The organism is Pantoea sp. CS_6 (genome assembly GCF_041954745.1).
Lineage (GTDB): Bacteria > Pseudomonadota > Gammaproteobacteria > Enterobacterales > Enterobacteriaceae > Pantoea > Pantoea stewartii.
Map to the genome: position 1 here is coordinate 421571 of NZ_JAVAYG010000001.1, position 24004 is coordinate 445574.

Below are 24004 nucleotides of genomic sequence, written 5' to 3' on the forward strand. Positions count from 1 at the left end.
GTGATAACAATTCGTGGGTTAAACGAGGTACAGTTCTGTTTATGTATGGCATCTTCAGTAAAGAAGTTACGAGTAAAGACGTTGACGTTGAATACCGCTTCCTTGCCGAACTTTAATCAGTGCCTCATTCAGTAATGTCTCTGTTTTATCTGTAGGTTAGCCTCCGGGCAAATAAACACTTTAAGGAATTAGTAAAATGGCAAAGATTAAAGGTCAGGTTAAGTGGTTCAACGAGTCTAAAGGCTTCGGTTTTATCACTCCAGCTGACGGTAGCAAAGACGTGTTCGTACACTTCTCTGCTATTCAGGGCAACGGCTTCAAAACGCTGGCCGAAGGCCAAAACGTTGAGTTCGAAATTCAGGACGGCCAGAAAGGCCCGGCAGCTGTTAACGTTACTGCTATCTGATTTCGCCTCAGACGGGTGCCCTGCGCCCGGTCTCAGATATTAAAGCCTTGGCCTTCTGGCCGAGGCTTTTTTTACGCTTTCGCTCGTGTTCCCTGTCGAGTACACTGCTGCGCGTCCATAGATGCCGGAGCGCCTTATGTCCTTGATTTGCCCACTTTGTCACTCTTCCCTGAACCTGACCGAACGCAGCTGGTGTTGCGAAAATCGCCATCAGTTCGATCAGGCGAAAGAGGGCTATGTCAATTTGCTGCCCGTTCAACATAAAGGCTCCCGCGAGCCGGGCGACAGCGCGGAGATGATGCAGGCGCGACGTGACTTTCTGCAGGCCGGTTACTATCAGCCCCTGCGGGACAAGGTGGTTGACGTGCTGAATCAGCATCTGCAGGTACCGGCCGCTCAGATCCTGGATACAGGCTGTGGGGAAGGGTACTACACCGGTGCGCTGGCGGATAACTTTGCGCCAGCGGGCAAGGTCTTTGGCCTGGACGTGGCCAAAATGGCCATTCGGCTCGCGGCGAAGCGCTATCCGCAGGTCCTGTTCTGTGTCGCCTCCAGTCAGCGTCTGCCGTTTGCGGACCATTCCCTTGATGCTGTGGTTCGCATCTATGCGCCCTGTAATGAAGCGGAGCTTAATCGCGTCATCAAACCCGGTGGATACCTGTTAACGGTTACGCCGGGCCCGCACCATCTGGCGCAGTTCAAAGCGCTGATCTATCGCGATGTTCAGCTGCACGCACCGGAAGGGAAAGTGTATCAGGGCTTTCAGCAACGTGCCCGGCATGCATTAACCTATCCGATGGCCCTTACCAGACAGGCCGCCACCACATTATTGCAGATGACGCCCTTTGCCTGGCGCGCGCGGCCAGACGTCTGGCAGACGTTAGCCGAAAGCGCGCAGTTTCACTGCGAAGCGGATTTTGTGATAACCCTGTGGCAACGCGACTAACGCGCTTCGACCAGGGTTTGATAAATCCGCTCAAGATCGTCAAGCTGATGCACGGCGATCAGTAAGCGCCGCTGTTCAAGCTGGATGACTAAAATGCCGTCTTCAGACAGATTCATGCTCTGGATACGGGAATAGGCGATCCAGATACCCGCGAAGAACAATCCCTCCCGTTTCATGACCAGCGTAGGACGGCGGAGCCAGAACAGCCAGAAGGACAAAAAGCACATCATCATCAAGAGCGTGGTGGTCAGCACGGGTCCCTGATGCGTGACGTTGTTCCAGAGCAGGATGACCAGTAAACCAATAAAAATCAGGCTGTCGGCTTTATGACGGCGCTGCAGCGGCACACGTAACAACGTCGGGCCTTTACGTCGGGGCAGAATCGCCTCGTCGTAGATCGCAAACACCAGCAGAGCAGCGATGCAGAGGGCGATGATGATGTCCGTCAATGACATGGGGCTTCCTTTCGAGTTTCAGTGGATGTTACCGCCAAAAAAATCGGGAGCCTTGCTCCCGATTGCGTCAGGATTACAGCCCAAGCAGGCCGATCCAGTAGCCGAAGATACCGATAGCAAAGAAACCAACGATGATCCACAGGGCATTGACCTTACGCCGCAGCAGCCACATACAGGCAAAGGTCAACAGGAGCGGGACGATGCCGGGCATTAACTGATCCAGAATCGACTGGACGGTAGTGACTGTGGTCTTGCCGGTCTGGTCGGTAATGCGTGACACCACCAGCGGAATATTGACGTGCGTCCACTTATTGACCAGCGCGCCCATGACAAACAGCCCAAGGATAGAGGCACCTTCGGTCAGTTTTTGCAGGAAGCCACCGCCCATATCGCTGACGATATCAATCCCTTTACGGTAACCGTAGGCCACACCGTAATAACGGGTGAGCAGACGGGCCAGGTTAAACAGGATGAAGAACAGCAATGGACCGAGCAAACTGCCGCTCATTGCGATGCCCGCACCCAGGGCGGCAAACACCGGACGAACCGTTCCCCAGAAAATCGGGTCACCTACGCCAGCCAGCGGCCCCATCAGGCCCACTTTGATGCCGTTTATTGCACCATCATCAATTGCGGCACCATTGGCGCGCTGCTCTTCCATCGCCATGGTCACGCCCAGGACCGGGGCCGCAACATAAGGATGTGTGTTAAAGAACTCAAGGTGACGTTTTATCGCCTGCTTGCGGTCATCGTTGTTTTCAGGATAGAGACGGCGAATCACCGGCACCATAGAAAAACAGAATCCCAGCGCCTGCATACGTTCGAAGTTCCAGGAACCCTGGAACAGGTTTGAGCGTACAAAAACAGCACGGACATCGCCTGGCGTCAGTTTCTTTTCGACTTTTGTTATATCAACCATGTTGTCACCTGTTCCTTAATCGAGTTCGTTGTCAAGATCGTTAGCTGACGGTGAGGCCGCAGGCGCACCGGCGGTACGGTTATATTTCGGACTGAGCTGGATATAAAGCACGGCCATCACCACGCCAATCACCCCCAGCGCAACCAGGTTGAAACTGGTGAAAGCCGCCGTCACGAAACCGAGATAGAAGAACGGCATCAGGTAACCGGCCCGCATCATATTGATGACCATGGCGTAACCCACCACCACAATCATGCCGCCCGCAATGTTGAGTCCGTTCGTCACGACTTCAGGAATCGAACTGAGCAGAGAGTGCACCGCGTCCGTGCCAACCGAAATCGCAACGATCAACGCCGGAATGGCGATGCGCATGGCCTGAAGCAGCAGGGCGGAGACATGGATCCACGAAATGGCCGTAAGATTGCCTTTCTCTGCGGCTTTGTCCGCCGCATGCTGGAATGCCACGGTCAACGTGCGCACGATAATGGTCAGCACCTGGCCGGCGGCAGCGAGCGGAATAGCCAGCGCGATACCGGCACCGACGCTTTGCCCACCTGCAATGACCAGAATGGTGGAGATAATGGACGCCAGCGCCGCATCAGGGGCGACCGCCGCGCCAATGTTCATCCAGCCCAGTGCAATCATCTCCAGCGTCCCGCCGATGATGATACCTGTCTTCATGTCCCCCAGTACGATCCCAATCAGGGTACAGGCCACCAGAGGGCGGTGAAACTGGAACTCATCCAGGATGGATCCCATACCGGCAATACAGGCGATAATAAAGATCAAAATAATTTGAAGTGTGGTTATTTCCATCATACTTCGTGTCCTCTACAGGATAGAAAAGAGTGCTGACCCGTTAAGCGCCTACTTTGGCTATCAGATCCATCATTTTAAGTTTGGGATCACCTGAAACCTTGCGTACCTCAAGCTCAATATTGCGTTCATTGAGCTTTTGGAACGCGGTGATATCTTTCTCATCAACGGACACGGCATTGTTGACCTGCGTTTTGCCCTGCCGGAAGGCCATGCCGCCAATGTTGACGCTTTTGATATCGACGCCCTGTTCCACAACCCGCAAGACATCGGTGGGATTGGTGAACAGCAGCATGACGCGCTCACGGGCATATTTGGGGTTATTCCAGACGCGCACCATTTTATCGACGCCAACCACGTGCGCGGTCACGCCCGGCGGCGCGACCTGGGTTAAGAGTGTCTTGCGCACATTGTCGTTTGCCACCTCATCACTGACGACAATGATGCGGCTGACATTGGTCTCTTTGGTCCAGCGCGTGGCGACCTGGCCATGAATCAGGCGGTCATCAATACGGGCCAGGCAGATAACCATGTGTTCGTCAGGCGAGAGGGGTCTGGCAGCGGCGGGAGTGCGAGGTGGAGTCGGTGCGGCAGCAACGGGCGCGGGTTTGACTTCAGGTTGGGCTTTCAGCGCTTTGACGCCTTCACGACCGGTTTCAACCGCAATCGCCACCAACTCATCGAAGGTCGGATTGTCATCCCGCGCCATCAGGGTTTCCACTAACATGGGAATATTCACCCCGGCCACGACCTCATAGCTGGCGTGATCCATGACCAGCCGACTTGCCGCATTAAAAGGACTTCCGCCCCAGGTATCTACCAGAAAAAGAACCCCTTTAGAGGTGTCCAGTTCGGCCAGCTTTGCCTGATATTTTTCAATCAGCGTTTCTGCATTTTCGCCCGGTACAAAATCAATCCATTTGACGTTTTCCTGTTCGCCTAAAAGCATCTCTGCCGTTTTAAGCAGCTGTTCTGCTGCCCAGCCGTGTGTACCAATGATCAGAGCAATGGTCACGTGCTACCTCCGTTCGCTTGTTGATTCCATAAGGTGAGGAACCGTTAAGAATTATCGCGTTAACAATGCTGACTTCTTTATTGAGCCTGCCGGCCCGATATCCACATTGCAGGGATAACCAACTCACTACGTGCATGCCGGATTTATTTTAGTGACCGAAAAAATAAATTTTGTGATGTCGGTTGGCTATTTACAGCATAAAAGCGTGAAATTACGTTTTAATGGCGCATAAACGAAGTGATGACAGAATGTAAAAATAAGAAAATTTTTTGACCTTGTTGACCGAACTGATACATTAGCGATCTGTTAATTATTCAGGAGTAATGGGCTTCAGCCCCCCCTTATGGACCGTCACCGACGTTGCTTAACCTTGTCTTTGCGCTCCTCAGCGCGTCAATTTACGCCAGACCGCGTTTTCTTTGCTTTTACACCTTGCTCACCGTCACGTCATCAGACGCTGGTACGTTTTAGCGTAATCACATCCTTTTTCAGGAGTCACTAATGGAATTTCTGTTCGACCCCTCAAACTGGGCGGGATTGCTCACGCTCATCGTGCTCGAGATTGTGCTCGGCATTGATAACCTGGTATTTATTGCCATCCTGGCCGATAAGTTACCGCCGAAGCAGCGCGATAAAGCGCGTTTGATTGGCCTCTCGCTGGCGCTGGTTATGCGTCTGGGCCTGCTGTCGCTGATCTCCTGGATGGTCACACTGACGCGGCCGCTGTTTAGCGTGGGCGGGTTTAGTTTCGCCGGACGCGATCTTATTTTGCTGGCGGGCGGTATCTTCCTGCTCTTTAAAGCCACGATGGAACTGCATGAGCGGCTGGAAAACCGTCAGCTGGAAAACAGCGGCAACCGCAGCTATGCCAGCTTCTGGGCCGTTGTGGCACAGATCGTCATACTTGATGCGGTCTTCTCACTGGATGCGGTGATTACGGCCGTGGGGATGGTGAATAACCTGCCGGTCATGATGACGGCGGTCGTGATCGCCATGATTGTGATGTTGCTGGCCTCTAAACCGTTAACAAAATTTGTTAACGCCCATCCTACGGTCGTTGTCCTGTGTCTCAGTTTCCTGCTGATGATCGGTCTGTCGCTGGTGGCGGAAGGGTTTGGCTTCCATATTCCTAAAGGCTATCTGTATGCGGCGATTGGTTTCTCGATCCTGATCGAGCTGTTTAACCAGATTGCGCGTCGCAACTTTCTTCGCCATCAGTCGCATCGTCCTATGCGTGAGCGTACCGCTGAGGCCATTTTGCGCCTGATGGGGGGCCGCAACCGGGTACAGACGGCCCCGGCCAGCACTGAAGAGCAGGCGATAGCCGTCGCGATCCCACAGGAAGCCTTTAAGGATGAAGAGCGCTATATGATTAACGGCGTACTGACGCTGGCTTCCCGTTCAATTCGCAGCATCATGACGCCGCGTGGCGATATCTCCTGGGTGGATGCCAGTCGTCCGGTAGACGAGATTCGTATCCAGTTGCTGGACACACCGCACAGTCTGTTCCCGGTCTGTCGGGGAGAACTGGACGAGATTATCGGCGTTGTCAGGGCCAAAGAGCTGCTGGTCGCACTGGATCATGGTGTGGATGTTGCCACCTTTGCGGCAAACACGCCGATTATCGTGGTGCCGGAAACGCTCGATCCGATTAACCTGCTGGGCGTACTGCGTCGTGCCAAAGGGAGCTTTGTGATCGTCACCAACGAGTTTGGTGTGGTACAGGGACTGATTACCCCGCTGGATGTGCTGGAAGCGATAGCAGGTGAATTCCCGGATGAAGACGAAACGCCGGATATCATCATGGACGGCGACGGCTGGTTAGTGAAGGGGGGAACCGATCTCCACTCGCTCCAGCAGCTGCTTGATTTTCATGAGCTGGTGAAACCGGACGACGATCATGCGTCACTGGCAGGATTGCTGATTGCTCAGAAAGGACAATTACCGAAGCCGGGTGACGTCATTGATATCGCGCCGCTTCACTTCCAAATTATTGAAGCGACCGAATACCGCATTGATCTGGTTCGTGTGACCCGCGATCCGCAGCATGACGAGGACGAAGAAGGTTAACCTCCCCGGAAAACGCAAAACGCATCACACTGTGATGCGTTTTTTTTGCCCCAGGCATGGCACTACAGGTCGCTGATCAGTTGATGTTGCCGTAACCACGCGGGGAAATCCTCCAGCGGCATGGGGCGGGCAAAATAGTAGCCCTGCAGGTGATCCACGCCGCGGTCGCGCAGATAGTCAGCCTGCTCCGGGGTTTCCACGCCTTCCGCCACCAGGCTGATATTCAGCCGTTGCGCCAGTGAGATCACCATATCCGTTACGGTCGCGTTAATCGCATCCGTGCCGATCGAGGCGGTGAAGATTTTATCCAGCTTCAGCACGTCCGGTTGCAGGTCCTTCAGGTAAGACAGTGAACTGTGGCCTGTGCCAAAATCATCAATTGCCAGCCGTACGCCAATCTCATGCAGTTGTGAAATGACCGTTTGATCGACCACCGGCAGCGCATCACGTTCGGTAAGCTCGACGACCAGCTTTGGCACCGGATTGGCAGGCCACCAGATAGTTTGCAGATCTTCCAGAATGGCGCGGTCACGAAAATGACTGGCGGCGACGTTCACAGCAATGTGAAAATCCGGGCTGTGAGGCAGATCCGGCAAGGCTTCGACAACGCGATTTAACACGAAACGGGTTAAAGGCTTAATCAGATTCTGACGCTCAGTCAGCGGAATAAACACATCGGGCGGGATCCAGCCCTGGCGCGGGTTATGCCAGCGCAGCAGGATTTCAATGCCGTCACACTGACCGTTTCGGGCATTGATGAGCGGCTGGCAGTAAACAATAAACTCCCTGGCGGTGATGCCATAGCTGATTTGCCAGCTCAGACTCATGCGGTTGGCGGTTGCCAGCCACATGACATAGCCTATTAACAAACTCAGCATTAGTGCCAGCGGCAACTGAGAAGGCAACGAGGCCAGTGCCAGACGGGATGGGGAAGGGCCATAAAGCGTTACCGTGTAGGGATAACGCAGTGACGCTTCGTTATAGGTGACTTCATCTTCCGAAGGGACCGCCGACTCAATAAGCGGATTGCCGTATTCCAGGCTCTTGCCGTTGACGTTAAAGATGGCGCGTTCCACCCAGGGCGACTGCGGCTCCAGCAGATAACTGCTCATCAGTTCAATATTGATGGCCTGCAGGATGCCTGAGCGGTTATCCAGCGTTGTTGGCGTCCAGAGTAATAAGACCGGCGAACCTTTAAGCAGATAGTCATCTGTAGACAGGATCATGCGCTTATCGTTAAGCGCCAGTTCAGGGTAGGTCTGACTAAAGGTGATATCCCGTGAGCCGAAAATACTGGAGCAGTACAGTAAGTCATCGTTCACCAGCAGAATCGCCCGCACGGTTTGTAAGGACGCAATCTTTTCGATTAAGGGAAAACGCGCGTCCTCACAGGGCATGCCCACTAAACCCAGCGTGTTATTGGCTGCCACATCCAGCGGAGAAAACATGCGATCAAAACGCGTAATCGCGTTATCGGCAAAGCTAATTGCACGCTGCTGAATCCGTGATTTTTCTTCGAAATAGCGCAAAGCCAGCGTTAACGTAAGAACAATAGAAGCAATCACCACAGCAATAAGCAAACGCTTACGTCTGTACTGTCCAACATATTGCTGGGCCATGAACATCAAGAATCACCTTCCCAAAACCAGAAAAATAGATATAGCTGGGTTGTTATCGGCACGGCCTGGAGCAAATTTAGGACCGGTGCGTAAAATGAAAGGCTGTGAAGAACTCGCTAAAGCGACTGTCGGGTCGCTTTAGCGTCGTTAATATTTATATCAGGCAGGACTTGCTAATGCACTGTTTAACGGGCGCAATTTAAAAATAAACAGACTGAATGATTAGTCACATTGAACTTTTATCGCCAGTCCGCCCCGTGATGTCTCGCGGTATTTCGCGTTCATGTCTTTGCCGGTCTCGTACATGGTTTCAATGACCTTATCCAGTGAGACGCGCGGTTCGCTGGTACGGCGCAGGGCCATACGTGCCGCGTTGATCGCTTTCACCGAGGCGATTGCGTTACGTTCAATACAGGGCACCTGAACCTGGCCGGCAACCGGATCGCAGGTCAAACCCAGATTATGTTCCATCCCGATTTCGGCGGCCACGCACACCTGCTCAGGGCTGGCGCCCAGCAGTTCGGCCAGACCTGCCGCAGCCATTGAGCAGGCAACGCCGACTTCCCCCTGACAACCGACCTCCGCGCCGGAAATAGAGGCATTCATTTTATACAAAATGCCAATGGCACCGGAGGCGAGGAAATAGCGAATAAAAATGTCGGGCGTGACGGGTTCAATGAAGTGATCATAGTAAGCCAGGACGGCGGGGACGATACCGCAGGCTCCGTTGGTCGGTGCGGTCACCACCCGACCGCCCGCCGCGTTCTCTTCATTAACCGCCAACGCAAACATGTTGATCCAGTCAATCACCACCATCGGATCGTTAGAGTGTTTGGCTGAGGAGATCAGCAAACGCCGCAGTGACGCCGCCCGGCGCGGTACCCGCAACGGCCCGGGCAGCACACCTTCAGTATTCAGACCGCGGTCAATACAGGCCTGCATGGTTTGCCAGATGGTCGCAAAATATGCATTGATCTCTTCACGTGAGTGCAGTGCCAGCTCGTTTTTCATCACCAGCCCGGACAGGGAAAGTCCGGTCTCGCGACAGTGGGCCAGTAGTTCTTTGGCCGAGTGGAAGGGCCAGGGTACCGTGACTTCGTCCAGGGCCGACTGACCAAAATGCTCTTCATCGACAATAAAGCCGCCGCCGACAGAGTAATAGGTTTTAGACAGCACCAGCAGGTCGCCGGAGAACGCCAGCAGGCGCAGGCCATTTTCGTGCAGGGAGAGATTTTCGCTGCGGAACACCATACCGCCTTCACGCGGAAAATCGACTTCATGCGCGCCTTTGGCAAGGGGCAGGCGTTCACGTTGTTGCACATCCTTAATAAACGCGGGGATGGCGTCGATATCGACGCTGTCAGGCGATTCGCCGGCTAAGCCCATAATAATCGCTATATCCGTATGGTGACCTTTACCGGTCAGCGACAGGGAACCATAGACATCGACCGCAATGCGTGTCACCTCATGCAGCTTGCCTTGTTCAGACAACAACTCCACAAACTGTTTACCCGCTTTCATCGGACCGACCGTATGAGAGCTGGATGGGCCGATGCCCACTTTAAACATGTCAAAAACCGAAATCATGGGTGACACTCCTCACAAAAACTTGCAGACTGCCGTGGCAGTTAATGGCGCTAATAGTAAACGGCGAGGCAGGGTAAACGTGCTGCTTTTCGCATGAAATAAACTAATTAATTCCACCAGAAAAAATTATAGTGTGACATGGCGCAAAAGGCTGAATTCAGGCGCAGAAATGGGCTCGCCCTCAACTAAAATGCAATTTGCTGGCTCAGGGCACGAATAATGCCTGCTGTCATTCCCCACACCAGATAGCCCTGATAATGGGAAAGCCACACCGGGTGGCGAATGCCGGCACGATAATAGTCAAGTTCGGCGTAGCGGCTAAGACGAAGCGCTTCGGTCAGGGGCATTTCGAAGGCGCTCTGAACCTCGTCAGGATTAAGGCGCAATTCGAGGGTTGCAGGCACAATGCCGACCACCGGTGTGACCTGAAAACCTGTGCTGCTGGTCACCGGAGGCAGGCAGCCGAGCACCTCAACCCGATCGGGTGCGATGCCCACTTCCTCCTGCGCTTCTCGCAGCGCTGTCGCCACCAGTGAGCTGTCGTCGTGATCCTGCATCCCGCCGGGAAAGGCCACCTGACCGGCATGTTTACGTAAGGCGTGCGAACGTTGCGTCAGCAGCAAGCCGGGCTGTTGACGGGCAACGACGGGGATTAACACAGCGGCATGTCGCCCCGACAGCGGCTGGGCGTTATGCAGCGGCTGCTGCAGGAGAAAACGGGTGCGAAAATCAGCCAGCGTCAGCGCCATTCAGGCTCCTTTTTCCAGTGCAGGCAGAATGCGACTGACCTTATCCAGCGTTTCCTGATATTCCGAGGCCATATCACTGTCGGCGACCAGGCCGCCGCCCGCAGCGCAGTAAAGATGCTGACGCTCAGCAATCAGCGTACGAATGGTGATGCTGGTATCCATTCTGCCGCAGACACTGAGATAACCAATGCTGCCGCACCAGGCATTGCGGCGGTGAGGCTCCAGTTCATCAATGATCGCCATGGCGCGAATTTTAGGCGCACCGGTAATCGAGCCGCCGGGAAAACAGGCACGCAGCAGATCGCAGGCATGAAGATGATCCGGCAACGTGGCCTGAATAGTGCTGACCAGATGATGGACTGCCGGGAACGGCTCGACCACAAACAGTTCGGGCACGTGCACGGAGCCCGCGACGGCGACCCGACCGATATCGTTGCGCAGCAGGTCGACTATCATCAGGTTTTCTGCGCGGTCCTTCGCCGCCGTGCGCAGACTTTCAGCCTGGGCCGCATCCGCCTCAGGATCGGCCGCACGCGGACGCGTACCCTTGATGGGACGGGTGGTGATAACCTGCTGATCCAGTGCCAGGAAGCGCTCGGGAGACAGGCTCAGAATGGCGCTGTCGGGCAGGCGCAAAAATGCGCTGAACGGGGCGCGATTGGCCTGGTTGAGCATACAAAATGCCCGCCATTCATCCCCCTGATAGCTGGCGCTGAAGCGCTGTGCCAGATTGACCTGATAGCAGTCACCGGCCTGAATATAGGCCTGTACCTTATTAAAACGTTCCGCGTAGTCGTCTATGCTGAGGTTTGACCGCCAGTCACTGGTAAGGGAAAACGCCGCCGCGTCACGTTCGGGCCAGTTTTCCAGCCAGGCAAGGCGCGAGACGATATCGTCCAGGGCGACCAGGGTGAGTTTACCGAGGTGATGGTCGGCAATCAGTGCCCAGTTATAGATGCCCACGGCCATGTCTGCCGTAGTCAGATCGTGAAGGGCGGTGTCGGGCAGCGTTTCAAAGCGTCGCCCCAGATCATAGCCAAACAGCCCCAGCGCCCCGCCCTGAAAGGGCAAATCGGGGTGACGCGGTGGCTTAGCGCCTAGCGCGTCACACTCCTGTTGTAATAAGGAGAGCGGATCGTCAGTACGCATTTCAACGCGATCGCCCTGCTGAATTTCTGTTATGCTGCCACGGGTTGTCAGGGTGGTAAGCGGGTCCGCCGTCAAAATATCAAAACGGTTATCACTGTGACTGGCCTGGCCGGACGAAAGCAGCATCGCCCAGGGTAAATGCGCAATGCGCGAAAAATAGTGGGTGATAGCGTCGGGCGAATAACACAGGTTATGAGTTTGAACGATCATTGAGCACGAAATTTGACATCAGTAAGGCCGTTAGACTGACATATTTTTCCCTGACTGGCACCTGTTTGTTCCCCATGAAATAATGACAGCCCTTAACAGGAGAAAATGATGATGACAGGATTACCCGCACTCTCACACGATCAGCAGCAGCGCGCCGTAGAGCGCATTCAACAGTTAATGGCCGAAGGGATGTCCAGCGGTGAAGCGATTACCGTTGTGGCACAGGAGATACGTGAAAGCCATACAGGTGAAATGATCCGGGCGCGCTTCGAAGAGGACGATGAAGGCTGACGCCCGGGGCTCGGGATCAGCGGGCCGCGATAATTTTTATTTCAACTTTATACTTCGGATTCATCAACCCGGCCTGGACCGTACAGCGAACCGGGGCGTTATCGGGTGAAACCCACGCATCCCAGGCGCGATTCATCGCGGCGAAATCCGCCTTGTCGACCAGAAAAATGGTAGCGTCAAGGATTTTGCTTTTGTCGCTGCCTACGCGCGTTAGCAGGGCATCGATCACCGCTAACGCATTAGCCGTTTGCGCCTCGGCATCAGCGTCGAGGTTTTCGGGCACACTGGTGTAATAAATGGTGTCGTTATGAATAACGGCTTCGGACATACGGTGTTCGGGATCAACGCGCGTAATGCTCATTTTCTTCTCCTGATTTTCTGAACGCCTAGCCTGACATATTCCCGGTACGATTGTCATCCCTTGCAGAAGACGGTCGCCGTCAGTCGCGCAACCGTCAGCGAAAAGTGGTATAAAGCGTCGCTTACTTGTTCAGAACAATCAGGATTAACGCATGGCCAATACGCACTATCTCTTTTGGGTAATGTTCGGGGCACTGACGCTGCTGTTTATTGTGATCGCCACGTTTGTCGGTATGTCGCGTACCGCAAAACACGGTTTTTTTACGCTTGTCGTCCTGATGGCGATACTGGTTGCGGGTGCGCTCTACATCAGCCCGTGACGATAACGGGCGGCCTGGCCCGTCAGACTGACTGAACGCATCCGGTCAGCAGACTTCATGCAGAATACTGCCGTTTGTGATTTCCTTCGGGGCTGCAATGCTGACATAATATACAGTGTTTTCGGCCGTAATTGAGAGGGTACGTGGCAGACGATTTTGCAATTGATGGCGCGCTGGCAAAAGGCATTGCGGGCTTTAAACCGCGTGAGGCCCAGCGTGAAATGGCGCAGGCGGTCACCGAGGCCGTACAGAATCAGGGGGAACTGGTCGTCGAAGCGGGGACCGGCACCGGTAAAACCTATGCTTATCTTGCCCCGGCGCTGCGGGCGAAGAAAAAGGTGATCGTGTCAACGGGCTCAAAAGCCCTGCAGGATCAGCTCTACGCGCGCGATCTTCCCACCATTGCGAAAGCGCTTACGTTTACCGGTAAAACTGCGCTGCTTAAAGGCCGGTCAAACTATCTGTGCCTGGAGCGTATGGAGCAGCAGTCCGCGACCGGGGCCGATATGAGCGTTCAGGCTCTCACGGATTTTGTCACGCTCCGCAACTGGGCCTCGCAAACCCCGGATGGCGATATCAGTACCTGTGCCGGCGTCACCGAAGACAGTCCGCTCTGGCCGCTGGTTACCAGCACCAACGACAACTGTCTGGGCAGCGACTGCCCCCTTTATAAAGACTGTTTCGTCGTTAAAGCACGTAAAAAAGCGATGGACGCCGATGTCGTCGTGGTCAACCACCATCTTTTCCTGGCCGATCTGGTGGTAAAAGAGGGCGGATTCGGGGAACTGATCCCTGAAGCGGACGTCATGATTTTTGATGAAGCGCACCAACTGCCGGATATCGCCAGTCAGTATTTTGGTCAGCAGCTGTCGAGTCGTCAGTTAGCCGATCTCGCCAAAGACATCATTATCGCCTACCGCACGGAAGTGCGGGACGTTCAGCAGTTGCAAAAATCCGCTGACCGTCTGGCCCAGTGTGCCCAGGACTTTCGCCTGACGCTGGGAGAACCGGGCTACCGCGGCAACCTGCGCGACCTCCTCAGCGATAACAACATCATGCGCATGTTTACGCTGCTGGATGATGCGCTGGAACTCTGTTACGACGTGATCAAACTTTCGCTTGGACGTTCTGCCCTGCTGGATGCGGCCTTTGAGCGCGCGGCGCTCTATCGCACGCGACTGAAACGGATTCGTGCCATCAGCGAACCGGGCTTTAGCTACTGGTATGAATGTACATCGCGTCACTTTGTGCTGGCGCTGACGCCTTTGTCGGTTGCCGAACGTTTCCGCGAGGTCATTGATAACCGTAAAGCGGCCTGGATTTTTACCTCTGCCACCCTGGCTGTAGATGAAAAGATGGACCACTTTGCTGAGCGACTGGGCGTCAGTCAGGCAAAAAACCTGATTCTTAACAGCCCGTTTGACTATGCGCGGCAGGCGTTGCTGTGTGTGCCACGCAATCTGCCTGAGCCCAATCGCCCCGGTGGCGCGCGTCAGCTGGCAAAAATGATGAAGCCGCTGATCGAGGCGAACAAAGGCCGCTGCTTCTTTTTATGCACTTCTCATCTGATGATGCGTGAGCTGGCCGCCGAGTTCCGGGCCTCCATGACATTGCCGGTGCTGGTGCAGGGCGAAACCAGCAAAGGACAGTTGCTCAAAGAGTTTATCGATAAAGGGAATGCTTTGCTGGTGGCGACCAGCAGCTTCTGGGAAGGCGTGGATGTGCGGGGAGATGCGCTGTCGCTGGTCATTATCGATAAGCTGCCGTTTACGTCGCCAGAGGACCCGCTGCTTAAGGCCCGGATGGAAGATTGCCGCATCCGCGGCGGCGATCCCTTCAGCGATGTGCAACTGCCGGATGCCGTGATTACGCTAAAACAGGGCGTGGGCCGGTTGATTCGTGATACGGACGACCGCGGCGTTCTGGTCATCTGCGACCAGCGGCTGGTGTCACGGCCCTACGGCGCACTTTTTCTGAGCAGTCTTCCGCCCACACCACGCACGCGTGATCTTGCGCAAGCTATTGCCTTTATTCATCAGCAACCTGGCGCGTAATTGTGTGCTAAGATGCGCGCCGTTTTGAATCTTCAGAGGTCGATATGTCGGTCCGAATTTTAGCGCTGGATACAGCGACAGAAGCCTGTTCTGCGGCATTGCTTAACGGGCAAGAGAGTGACGCACGTTTTGAAATTGCGCCGCGCGATCACACACAGCGCATTTTGCCGCTGGTCGCCGAGCTGCTGCAGGCTCAGCAACTGGAACTCACCGAACTCGATGTGCTGGCCTTTGGTCGCGGGCCCGGCAGTTTTACGGGCGTGCGTATCGGGATTGGTATTGCCCAGGGGCTGGCACTCGGCGCGGCGTTACCGATGGCGGGTATTTCCACCCTGGCCACGCTGGCGCAGGGCGCCTGGCGTCAGCACGGTGCCTGTCGGGTACTCACCGCGATTGATGCGCGCATGGGTGAAGTGTACTGGGCAGAATATCAGCGCGATGAGGACGGTATCTGGCAAGGTGAAGCAACGGAAAGCGTGCTTACGCCCGAGGCCGCGTTGGAGCGCATGCAGGCGCTGAGCGGGGAGTGGTATACCGCCGGTACCGGATGGCAGGCCTGGCCGGTACTGCAGCAGGGCCATGCACTCCAGCTCAAAGACAGCGGCGTTTTGCTGCCAGCGGCTGAGGACATGTTGCCCCTGGCGGCGCGCGCCTTAGCACAGGGGCAAACCGTGTTGCCCGAACAGGCAGAGCCAACCTATCTGCGTAATGAAGTGGCATGGAAAAAACTGCCGGGCCGCTGACAGGCAACGCAACTTATTGTTATCGGGGCACTCTAAACATCAACCTTCAGGAGAATGTCTATGTCAATGTGTCGTAGAGGCGTTGCCGGTGTGATGTTGGTCTGCGCCCTGGTGTTAAGTGGTTGTGTTTCCGTACCGGATACGATTAAAGGTCACTCAGCGTTGCCCCAGCAGGATTTACTGCGGGTGATGAGCAATCCGGCCCTCTATGTCGGCCAGGAGTCGCGCTTTGGCGGTAAAGTGGTCAACGTAATTAACCGCAATGGCAAAACCCGGCTGGAAATTGCGGCCCAGCCGCTGGATGACGGCGCGCGCCCGGTGCTGGGGGCCAGCTCGGTAGGGCGTATCTATGCCGACATTCCCGGTTTTGTTGACCCGACGGATGTCAAAGACCAGTACGTCACCGTTCTCGGCACGATTAAGGGAACGGAGCCCGGTAAAATCGGCGAAGCAAACTACTCGTTTGTGGTCGTTGACGTTCGGGGTTACCAGCGCTGGCATTTGACCCGTCAGATCGTGTCACCGCCAGAGCCTCTCGATCCCTGGATCTGGTATGGCCCCACGCGCCATCGTGGTGGTTACTGGGGGCCGAATCCTTACTGGGGCATGTACAACCCCGGTCCGGCTCAGGTCGAGACCATCCTCACGCAATAGTGTGACATCCGTTTTGAACAGGCCCGGTCGCGGTGCTCGCAACCGGGCTTTTTATTTGCATCATTAACCAACACGAAATTTAGTGATGGGCTTCGCAACCTCAACATGCCAATAAGAGCAAACTGGTACAATCAGTTAAAATATTGTTAACAAATACGATTGTTGAGGCGGCGATGAGTACACAACAAGATTATCGGGGTGAATCCTTGAATAAGGTTTGGCTGAAACGCTACCCGGCAGACGTCCCTGCCGAAATTAATGCTGATCGTTATACGTCTCTGGTCGATTTATTTGAGCAGGCTGTCGTGCGTTACGCCGGACAGCCCGCATTTTACAACATGGGTCAAAAAATGACCTACCGCCAACTGGACGAGAAAAGCCGGGCGTTTGCGGCATATTTGCAACACGAACTCAGGTTACAACCGGGCGCGCGCGTCGCGCTCATGATGCCGAACCTGCTGCAATACCCGGTCGCGCTGTTTGGTGTGCTCCGGGCCGGCATGGTCGTGGTTAACGTCAATCCGCTTTATACCCCGCGTGAACTGAAGCATCAGCTAAATGACAGCGGTGCCAGTGCGATCGTCATCGTGTCGAACTTTGCACATACGCTGGAAAAAGTCGTCGCTGATACGGCGGTCAAACATGTGGTGCTGACCCGGATGGGGGATCAACTGGCACCGGTAAAAGCCACGCTGGTGAATTTTGTGGTGAAGTATGTGAAGCGGCTGGTGCCCAAGTATCATTTGCCGGGGGCGATATCGTTTCGCCATGTGCTGGAAACGGGCGCGTCAATGCCGTATCGACGTCCACAGGTCAGTAATGATGATTTGGCATTCCTGCAATACACGGGCGGGACGACCGGCGTCGCGAAAGGTGCGATGCTGACGCACCGAAACATGCAGGCAAACCTTGAGCAGACCAAGGCGACGTATGGCAAGTTACTCCGCGACGGCAAAGAGTGCGTCGTGACGGCCTTGCCGCTCTACCATATCTTTGCGCTGACCGTGAACGGCTTGCTGTTCGTGGAACTGGGTGGGCAAAACGTATTGATCACCAATCCGCGCGACATCCCCGCTTTTGTGAAAGAAATGGCGAAGTATCCTTTCACGGCGATAACCGGCGTGAACACGCTGTTCAATGCCTTACTCAACGATGATAATTTTAACAAACTTGACTTCTCGACGTTACGTCTGTCCGCGGGCGGGGGGATGGCGGTGCAAAAAGCAGTGGCGGAACGTTGGGAAAAACTGACCGGGCACTATCTGCTGGAAGGCTATGGGCTGACGGAATGTTCCCCACTGGTGTCGGTTAATCCCTACGACATTAACTGCCACACCGGCAGTATTGGTTTGCCGGTTCCCTCAACGGATGTCATTATTCTGGATGAAAACGGTAATGAAGTCCCCACTGGTGAGCCCGGCGAATTATGCATTCGTGGGCCGCAGGTAATGTTGGGTTACTGGCAGCATCCGGAGGCCACGGCAGAGGTCCTGAAAAATGGCTGGCTCCACAGCGGCGATATTGTTACCGTTGATCACGAAGGATTTATCCGCATCGTTGACCGCAAAAAGGATATGATTCTGGTTTCGGGCTTCAACGTCTATCCTAATGAGATAGAAGATGTCCTGATGCAGCATCCGAAAGTGCGTGAAGCGGCAGCCATTGGTGTGCCGAGTGAGTTGTCCGGTGAAGCGGTGAAGGTTTGTGTGGTCAAGAAAGATCAGTCGCTGACCAAAGAAGAGCTGCTGGACCATTGTCGCCGTCAACTGACAGGCTACAAAGTGCCCAGGATTGTTGAGTTTCGTGATGAACTGCCTAAAACGAATGTAGGAAAAATTCTGCGTCGTGAACTGCGCGACGAGGTGAAAACCAGCGCAAGCTGATTCGCCGTCAGGATTCAGGTTGAACGCCGGCACTGTCCGGCGTTTTTATTGCTTTTAACATGGAGCACCGCACGTTGTCAGCTGCGGTGGAAACTGAACGTGAACTATTCTCTGATCGATAACGATGATCACCTGGCCGAGGTGTGTCAAAAAGCACGCCAGCATACGGCTGTCGCCCTGGATACCGAATTTGTCCGTACCCGGACCTACTATCCTCAGCTGGGGTTAATCCAGCTGTTTGATGGCGAGCAGTTAGTCCTGATCGATCCGTTACCTGTCCGTGACTGGTCACCGTTTATTGCGCTCTTAACGGATACCCGCGTGACCAAATTTTTGCACGCCGGGGGGGAAGATCTGGAAGTGTTCCTGCACCGCTTTGGGGTACTGCCACAGCCCATGATCGATACACAGATTCTGGCGGCGTTCAGCGGTCAGCCACTTTCCTGGGGTTTTGCCTCAATGGTGGCGCATTTCACTCAGGTGGAATTAGACAAAAGTGAAGCCCGGACCGACTGGCTGGCCCGTCCGCTGACTGAGCGGCAGTGTCAGTACGCCGCAGCGGATGTGCATTACCTGCTGCCCATTGCGCATCAGCTGATGGCGCAGGTGGAGCAGGTGGGGAACGTGACGGCGGCACTGAGCGAATGTGAAAACCTGTGTCAGCGCCGTTTAGATGTGCTTGATCCCGAGGACGCATGGCGGGACATCACCAACGCCTGGCAACTGCGTCCGCGTCAACTGGCCGCGCTGCAGCGCCTGGCGGCATGGCGGCTTAACGTTGCCCGCGAAAAAGACATGGCGGTCAATTTTGTGGTGCGTGAAGAAAACCTGTGGAAAGTGGCGCGCTTTATGCCGGGCTCGCAAGGGGAGTTAGACCATCTGGGCCTGTCCGGTCACGAGATCCGTTTCCACGGCAGGGCAATGCTGGCGCGGGTTGCTGAAGCCGCCGCGCTGGAGGACAGTGCGTTACCACCGCCGTTAGCGAATCTGGTGGATCACGTGCATTACAAACGGGCTTTTAAAGCGATTAAAGCACTGGTACAGCAGGTCAGTGAACAGAGCGGATTAAGTCAGGAACTGCTGGCATCACGTCGACAGATTAATCAGGTGTTGAGTCAGCACTGGGGATTAAAGCCACAGAACCGTGAGCCCGAACTGCTGGCAGGCTGGCGCGGTGCGCTTCTGAAACCCGGCATTAGCGAGATACTTGCCGAGATATAAAAAAATTCCCCTGCTACTGCGCAGGGGAATCTCAGGAAACCAGACGCGTCATTTCGTTACGTCTTCCGTTTCAGGTAAGGTGACGTTCAGTTCCAGAATCGAGATATCATCTCCTTTCTGATCAAGCTGAACTGTCACCATGTCCGGATCAATCTTCACGTACTTGCAAATCACGTCCAGTATGTCGCGCTTGAGTTGCGGAAGATAGTGGGGCTCACTGTCGCCCCTTCTCCGTTCTGCCACAATAATCTGCAGCCGTTCCTTGGCTATGTTGGCAGTGTTCTTCTTCCGGGATAAAAAGAAATCGAGTAATGCCATGGTTTATCCCCCGAACAGGCGTTTCAGGAAACCCTTCTTCTCTTCTTCAATAAAGCGGAAGGGGCGAACTTCACCGAGCAACCGTTCAACGGTATCGGCATAGGCTTTACCCGCATCGGACTCCGCGTCCAGAATCACGGGTTCACCCTGGTTTGAGGCACGCAGCACAGACTGGTCTTCCGGGATGACGCCGACCAGCGGTATGCGCAGAATTTCCAGCACATCTTCCATGCTCAGCATATCGCCACGGTTAACACGACCCGGGTTATAGCGGGTCAGCAGCAGATGCTCTTTAACCGGCTCCTGGCTGGTTTCCGCACGGCGTGATTTGGACGAAATGATACCGAGAATACGGTCAGAGTCGCGAACCGAAGAGACTTCCGGGTTGGTGGTGATGATGGCTTCATCGGCAAAATAGAGCGCCATTAACGCACCGGTTTCAATGCCCGCAGGGGAGTCACAAACAATGAAATCGAACTCCATCTCCGCAAGGTCATTCAGGACTTTCTCGACGCCTTCGCGGGTCAGCGCGTCTTTGTCACGGGTTTGTGAGGCAGGCAAAATATACAGCTGCTCAGTGCGCTTGTCGCGGATAAGGGCCTGATTCAGCGTGGCATCACCCTGAATAACATTCACGAAATCATAAACAACCCGGCGCTCGCAGCCCATGATCAAATCAAGGTTACGCAGGCCGATATCAAAGTCGATGACAACCGTTTTCTTGCCTTTCTGCGCTAAACCGGTGGCGATGGCCGCGCTTGACGTGGTCTTACCAACGCCCCCTTTACCGGATGTAACTACAATAATGCGTGCCATAAATATTGATTTCCTTAACGAAAGAAAAGGGGCCTAATTAAGTGTCTGGATAGTCAGCGCGCCATCCTGAAGGCAAAGCCGCGCTGCTTTAGCAAAATATTCTTCGGGGATCTGATCCATAATCCAGTACTCCCCGGCGATAGAAACCAACTCTGCGGACAGGTTGGTACAAAAAATCTGGCATTCTCTGTCGCCGCTGGCGCCTGCCAGCGCCCGACCACGCATCATGCCGTAAATATGGATATTGCCGTCAGCGACCAGTTCTGCACCGGCACTGACGCTACTGGTCACAATCAAATCCGCATTACGGGCATAGATTTGCTGGCCTGAACGGACCGGTGTATTGACGATGCGTGTCTTCGCGGCCAGAGGTTCCGCAGCAACCAGTTTGAGTTCAGGTTTTGGCTCCTCACGTTTCTGGCTCTCTTTCCCCTCTGCCAGCACCGGCAGACCGGCACGGGCGATCAGCTTTTTCAACGCCTCGTCTTTGCAGCCACTGACACCGACAATACGCAGTCCCGTAGCGCTTACCGCCTGCAGCATCTGTTTCCAGTTTACGGCGGCATTGAGTGCCGCAACATTCAGCACCACTGGTGCGTTTTTCAGGAAATCGGGTGCCTGGTCAATTTTGTCCTGAAGCGCTTTGCGGATCACCTCTGGCTCATGGTGATGCAAATGAACAACAGACAAGGTAAAACTGCTTCCCTTAAATTCGATTGGCGATTGCGGCATCTGTCCCGACTCAGTCCTGTTTTACTACCCTGTGCTAAGCGATGATAAAAGCATCGTTAAAGCGCGATCGGCGAATATTCGAAGTACTGCAAGCATGTTATAGTTAGCGCTATATTCAAACAAGCCTCAGCGCGGGTTAATTCGAGTAAAAAATATGTTTTGTGTGATCTACAGAAGTCCCGTCCGTGACCAGACTTATCTTTATGTTGAAAAAAAAGACGATTTTTCGCGCGTGCCTGACGCGCTGTTGAAAGGCTTTGGTAAACCGCAGTTGGCCATGGTGATTAACCTTGCCCAACGCGACAAGCTGGCCAACGCCGACATCAATAAAGTTAAGCAGGGGTTAAGCGAGCAGGGATATTATTTGCAAATTCCTCCGCCGATTGAAAGTTTGTTAAAAACCCATCTTGAGGCGGACAAAAAAGATTAACTCGGATTGTTCCGTTAATATTATTGATGTGCGGCAGTGAACGGCAAATTTATATTTTGCACCCGCGCTGAATATTAATTGTGCAGCGCCGCTGTTTTCCCCTCCCCGGTAACCTGCCGCACCGCGTTTTCCTGTACTGACGCACAAATAGCCTGGCGGGCAGGTTGACAATTCCTGCGCATCTGTCAGGTTAAATCATCGCAATGGCTACGCAGGGGAGCGCTGTGCGGTGCTGCCCTGTATGCTTTTTAATCGTCGGAGACTGACCGTCCGGCATCATGAAACAGGGGATTAGCATGTATCAGCATCGTAACTGGCAAGGCGCTTTGTTAGATTATCCCGTCAGCAAAGTGGTTTGCGTGGGCAGCAACTATGCGAAACACATTAAAGAAATGGGCAGTGCGACGCCGACCGAACCGGTTATCTTTATTAAACCGGCTTCGGCCTTGTGCGATCTGCGGCAGCCTTTATCCATTCCTGATGCCTTTGGTGAAGTGCATCATGAAGTCGAGCTGGCGGTGTTGATCGGCACCACGCTAAAACAGGCCAGCGAAGCGCACGTGGCGCAAGCCATTGCCGGTTATGGTGTGGCGCTGGATTTGACGCTGCGCGATCTGCAGGCGGGCTTAAAAAAAGCCGGACAACCCTGGGAAAAAGCAAAAGCGTTTGATAACGCCTGTCCGCTGTCAGGTTTCATACCGGTCGCGGAGTTTGCGGGCGATCCCCAGAATACCGATCTGGAGCTGGTGGTAAACGGGGAAGTCCGTCAGGATGGCAATACGTCAGATATGATTCACAAAATCCTGCCGCTGATTGCCCATATGAGTCAGTATTTTACGCTACATGCTGGCGACGTCATTTTGACCGGTACGCCAGAAGGGGTGGGCCCAATGCGGTCAGGCGACACGCTGGAAGTCTCCTTTGCCGGTCACGGAATCAGTACGCGCGTGTTGTAAAACTTGCATCAGCGTGCTGATCGCTTTATAAGGTGCGGTTTACGCTAAATCTGGACAATCATCATGACTGAAACCCCTTTCTGGCAACACAAACGCCTGGCACAAATGAGCGATGAGGAATGGGAATCCTTGTGTGATGGTTGTGGTCAGTGTTGTCTGAACAAGCTTCAGGACGCGGACACGGATGAAATTTATTTCACGAATGTCGCCTGTAATCAGCTCAACATCAAAACCTGCCAGTGCCGTAACTATGCGCGTCGCTTTGAATATGAAGAAGACTGTATCAAGCTGACGCGCGAAAATCTGACCACCTTTGACTGGTTACCGCGCACCTGTGCCTACCGTTTACTGGGCGAGGGGAAGCCGCTGCCTGCCTGGCATCCGCTGCTGACGGGCTCAAAAAATGCGATGCATGCGCAGCGAATTTCTGTACGTTACATTGCAGTGCGGGAAAGTGAAGTGCGCGACTGGGAAGATCATATTATCGATCGCCCTGACCGGAATGGCTAAGTCCTGACGATAAAGGCTGCCCCTGGCAGCCTTTTAACGGATTAACGACCGAATAAGTCGCGGCGTTTAGGTTTAAACGGCTGAGCAAGCAACACCAGCACACCCACCAGCAGATAAGCCGCGAAGATGCCGATCATCCACTGTGGCATGGCGAGTGATAAGAAGCGCCAGGCCTGTTCCGAACAATCGCCGCTGGCGACAAATACCGATGGCAACCATTTATCCAGCGGCAACCAGGCGGGGAAGCGGGCGGCAAAGTCACAGGTTACAAAGGGATTCGGATGCAGCAGGATCATGGTGTGTTCGTAAGAAAGGCGCAGGCCTTCCCATGCGCTGTATATCCATAACACAATCGCCACCAGTCGAACCGGCGAACGTGGCATCAGGAAGCCAAGGATGCCTACGCCCATCACGCCAAAAAGCGCGCAACGCACGTAAATACACATGACGCAGGGTTTATAGCCCAGACCATGCTGAAACCATAATGCTGTCAGTTCCAACGCCAGAGCGGAAAGGGCCAATAATAACCAGGCACCGCGACCCCGCGAACATTGGTTTAAATATCGCAACATAGTGCATTCCCTGTAAACGTTAATGCCCCGCAGTGTAAACCAAAAGACGCGGCGCGCCATCCTGTGGTAAGAAAAAATCGTGTGCAAACCTAACCTGGCCCTGATCCAGATTAATTCTTTGTTTGTTTGCGAATGCGGCTGGCACCTTCTGCCTCATTCGGCGGATTATTCATCAACGCGCTGCTGCCCGAGGCGGTTTTCAG

The 24004-nt window shown here is 54.3% G+C and carries 26 protein-coding genes and 1 pseudogene; 14 read left to right on the forward strand and 13 right to left on the reverse strand.

Features of this window, described 5'->3' with window-relative positions; translation table 11 throughout:
• Positions 1 to 41: 41 nt before the first annotated feature.
• The 3 genes and pseudogenes from RAC90_RS01835 (at position 42) to rlmA (ending at position 1352) form a co-directional block, all read left to right on the forward strand.
• Positions 42 to 160 (forward strand): annotated as a pseudogene (locus RAC90_RS01835) (DUF2627 domain-containing protein).
• A gap of 36 nt (positions 161 to 196) precedes the next feature.
• Positions 197 to 406, forward strand: a complete 210-nt coding sequence (gene cspE / locus RAC90_RS01840) for a transcription antiterminator/RNA stability regulator CspE (RefSeq protein WP_001062678.1) — start codon at positions 197 to 199, stop codon at positions 404 to 406.
• Positions 407 to 542: 136 nt separating this feature from the next.
• The gene (gene rlmA / locus RAC90_RS01845) at positions 543 to 1352 is read left to right on the forward strand and encodes a 23S rRNA (guanine(745)-N(1))-methyltransferase (protein WP_375123879.1); all 810 of its coding nucleotides are present in this window, start codon (positions 543 to 545) and stop codon (positions 1350 to 1352) included.
• Here the strand turns inward: rlmA and RAC90_RS01850 are convergent.
• From RAC90_RS01850 to manX, 4 genes are all read right to left on the reverse strand, one after another.
• Positions 1349 to 1807, reverse strand: a complete 459-nt coding sequence (locus RAC90_RS01850; RefSeq protein ID WP_375123880.1) for a DUF986 family protein — start codon at positions 1805 to 1807, stop codon at positions 1349 to 1351. The two genes, rlmA and RAC90_RS01850, sit on opposite strands and share 4 nt — an antisense overlap.
• Positions 1808 to 1880: 73 nt before the next feature.
• Positions 1881 to 2726 carry a PTS mannose transporter subunit IID gene (locus tag RAC90_RS01855; protein WP_006119465.1) on the reverse strand — a complete coding sequence of 282 codons (846 nt, stop codon included), beginning with the start codon at positions 2724 to 2726 and terminating at the stop codon, positions 1881 to 1883.
• A 15-nt stretch (positions 2727 to 2741) separates the two neighbouring features.
• A complete protein-coding gene (locus RAC90_RS01860) occupies positions 2742 to 3542 on the reverse strand; it encodes a PTS mannose/fructose/sorbose transporter subunit IIC (protein ID WP_033742216.1) in 801 nt (266 codons plus the stop codon).
• 43 nt (positions 3543 to 3585) lie between these two features.
• Positions 3586 to 4557, reverse strand: a complete 972-nt coding sequence (gene manX / locus RAC90_RS01865) for a PTS mannose transporter subunit IIAB (protein WP_375123881.1) — start codon at positions 4555 to 4557, stop codon at positions 3586 to 3588.
• Between the two features lie 501 nt (positions 4558 to 5058).
• On the opposite strand from manX, the gene RAC90_RS01870 reads away from it, so the two are divergent.
• Positions 5059 to 6627, forward strand: a complete 1569-nt coding sequence (locus tag RAC90_RS01870; RefSeq protein WP_375123882.1) for a TerC family protein — start codon at positions 5059 to 5061, stop codon at positions 6625 to 6627.
• A 62-nt stretch (positions 6628 to 6689) separates the two neighbouring features.
• Here RAC90_RS01870 and RAC90_RS01875 read toward each other — a convergent pair whose 3' ends face one another.
• The 4 genes from RAC90_RS01875 to pabB all read right to left on the reverse strand — a co-directional run bounded on the left by RAC90_RS01875 (position 6690) and on the right by pabB (position 11941).
• Positions 6690 to 8252: an EAL domain-containing protein gene (locus tag RAC90_RS01875; protein ID WP_006119461.1), complete on the reverse strand. Its 1563-nt coding sequence runs from the start codon at positions 8250 to 8252 to the stop codon at positions 6690 to 6692.
• 216 nt (positions 8253 to 8468) lie between these two features.
• The gene (locus tag RAC90_RS01880) at positions 8469 to 9833 is read right to left on the reverse strand and encodes an L-serine ammonia-lyase (protein WP_033741913.1); all 1365 of its coding nucleotides are present in this window, start codon (positions 9831 to 9833) and stop codon (positions 8469 to 8471) included.
• 185 nt (positions 9834 to 10018) lie between these two features.
• Positions 10019 to 10582, reverse strand: a complete 564-nt coding sequence (locus RAC90_RS01885; protein WP_006119458.1) for a CoA pyrophosphatase — start codon at positions 10580 to 10582, stop codon at positions 10019 to 10021.
• Positions 10583 to 11941, reverse strand: a complete 1359-nt coding sequence (pabB, locus tag RAC90_RS01890) for an aminodeoxychorismate synthase component 1 (RefSeq protein ID WP_054687690.1) — start codon at positions 11939 to 11941, stop codon at positions 10583 to 10585.
• A 108-nt stretch (positions 11942 to 12049) separates the two neighbouring features.
• On the opposite strand from pabB, the gene RAC90_RS01895 reads away from it, so the two are divergent.
• Positions 12050 to 12232 carry a YoaH family protein gene (locus RAC90_RS01895; protein ID WP_006119456.1) on the forward strand — a complete coding sequence of 61 codons (183 nt, stop codon included), beginning with the start codon at positions 12050 to 12052 and terminating at the stop codon, positions 12230 to 12232.
• A 16-nt stretch (positions 12233 to 12248) separates the two neighbouring features.
• On the opposite strand, the gene RAC90_RS01900 is transcribed toward RAC90_RS01895, so the two are convergent.
• Entirely contained in the window at positions 12249 to 12593 is a 345-nt protein-coding gene (locus RAC90_RS01900) for a RidA family protein (protein ID WP_006119454.1), read from the reverse strand.
• A 151-nt stretch (positions 12594 to 12744) separates the two neighbouring features.
• Here RAC90_RS01900 and RAC90_RS01905 point away from each other — a divergent pair, with 151 nt between their 5' ends.
• The 6 genes from RAC90_RS01905 (at position 12745) to rnd (ending at position 19467) form a co-directional block, all read left to right on the forward strand.
• Entirely contained in the window at positions 12745 to 12912 is a 168-nt protein-coding gene (locus tag RAC90_RS01905; RefSeq protein ID WP_006119453.1) for a hypothetical protein, read from the forward strand.
• Positions 12913 to 13055: 143 nt separating this feature from the next.
• Positions 13056 to 14966 (forward strand): ATP-dependent DNA helicase, encoded by a 1911-nt coding sequence (locus tag RAC90_RS01910; protein ID WP_375123883.1) that lies wholly within the window; start codon positions 13056 to 13058, stop codon positions 14964 to 14966.
• A 44-nt stretch (positions 14967 to 15010) separates the two neighbouring features.
• The gene (gene tsaB / locus RAC90_RS01915; RefSeq protein WP_006119451.1) at positions 15011 to 15709 is read left to right on the forward strand and encodes a tRNA (adenosine(37)-N6)-threonylcarbamoyltransferase complex dimerization subunit type 1 TsaB; all 699 of its coding nucleotides are present in this window, start codon (positions 15011 to 15013) and stop codon (positions 15707 to 15709) included.
• 60 nt (positions 15710 to 15769) lie between these two features.
• Complete coding sequence (locus RAC90_RS01920; protein ID WP_375123884.1) at positions 15770 to 16363, forward strand: Slp family lipoprotein; 594 nt, start codon at positions 15770 to 15772, stop codon at positions 16361 to 16363.
• A gap of 206 nt (positions 16364 to 16569) precedes the next feature.
• On the forward strand, positions 16570 to 18246 hold the full coding sequence (gene fadD, locus RAC90_RS01925; protein ID WP_155489650.1) for a long-chain-fatty-acid--CoA ligase FadD: 1677 nt from the start codon (positions 16570 to 16572) through the stop codon (positions 18244 to 18246).
• A gap of 99 nt (positions 18247 to 18345) precedes the next feature.
• Positions 18346 to 19467 carry a ribonuclease D gene (gene rnd, locus RAC90_RS01930; RefSeq protein ID WP_033741901.1) on the forward strand — a complete coding sequence of 374 codons (1122 nt, stop codon included), beginning with the start codon at positions 18346 to 18348 and terminating at the stop codon, positions 19465 to 19467.
• 48 nt (positions 19468 to 19515) lie between these two features.
• Here rnd and minE read toward each other — a convergent pair whose 3' ends face one another.
• Genes minE through minC form a run of 3 tightly spaced genes read right to left on the reverse strand, consistent with a single transcriptional unit; the run spans position 19516 to position 21333 of the window.
• A complete protein-coding gene (gene minE, locus RAC90_RS01935; protein WP_006119446.1) occupies positions 19516 to 19785 on the reverse strand; it encodes a cell division topological specificity factor MinE in 270 nt (89 codons plus the stop codon).
• Positions 19786 to 19788: 3 nt separating this feature from the next.
• Positions 19789 to 20601 (reverse strand): septum site-determining protein MinD, encoded by an 813-nt coding sequence (gene minD / locus RAC90_RS01940; RefSeq protein WP_006119445.1) that lies wholly within the window; start codon positions 20599 to 20601, stop codon positions 19789 to 19791.
• 33 nt (positions 20602 to 20634) lie between these two features.
• Positions 20635 to 21333: a septum site-determining protein MinC gene (minC, locus tag RAC90_RS01945; protein WP_006119444.1), complete on the reverse strand. Its 699-nt coding sequence runs from the start codon at positions 21331 to 21333 to the stop codon at positions 20635 to 20637.
• A 154-nt stretch (positions 21334 to 21487) separates the two neighbouring features.
• Here minC and RAC90_RS01950 point away from each other — a divergent pair, with 154 nt between their 5' ends.
• The 3 genes from RAC90_RS01950 to RAC90_RS01960 all read left to right on the forward strand — a co-directional run bounded on the left by RAC90_RS01950 (position 21488) and on the right by RAC90_RS01960 (position 23229).
• Positions 21488 to 21763, forward strand: a complete 276-nt coding sequence (locus RAC90_RS01950) for a YcgL domain-containing protein (RefSeq protein ID WP_006119443.1) — start codon at positions 21488 to 21490, stop codon at positions 21761 to 21763.
• Positions 21764 to 22059: 296 nt separating this feature from the next.
• Positions 22060 to 22719 carry a fumarylacetoacetate hydrolase family protein gene (locus RAC90_RS01955; protein WP_375123885.1) on the forward strand — a complete coding sequence of 220 codons (660 nt, stop codon included), beginning with the start codon at positions 22060 to 22062 and terminating at the stop codon, positions 22717 to 22719.
• 63 nt (positions 22720 to 22782) lie between these two features.
• Entirely contained in the window at positions 22783 to 23229 is a 447-nt protein-coding gene (locus RAC90_RS01960; protein WP_033741898.1) for a YcgN family cysteine cluster protein, read from the forward strand.
• A 41-nt stretch (positions 23230 to 23270) separates the two neighbouring features.
• Here the strand turns inward: RAC90_RS01960 and dsbB are convergent, their stop codons facing one another.
• The gene (gene dsbB / locus RAC90_RS01965) at positions 23271 to 23801 is read right to left on the reverse strand and encodes a disulfide bond formation protein DsbB (protein WP_375123886.1); all 531 of its coding nucleotides are present in this window, start codon (positions 23799 to 23801) and stop codon (positions 23271 to 23273) included.
• Between the last annotated feature and the right edge of the window lie 203 nt (positions 23802 to 24004).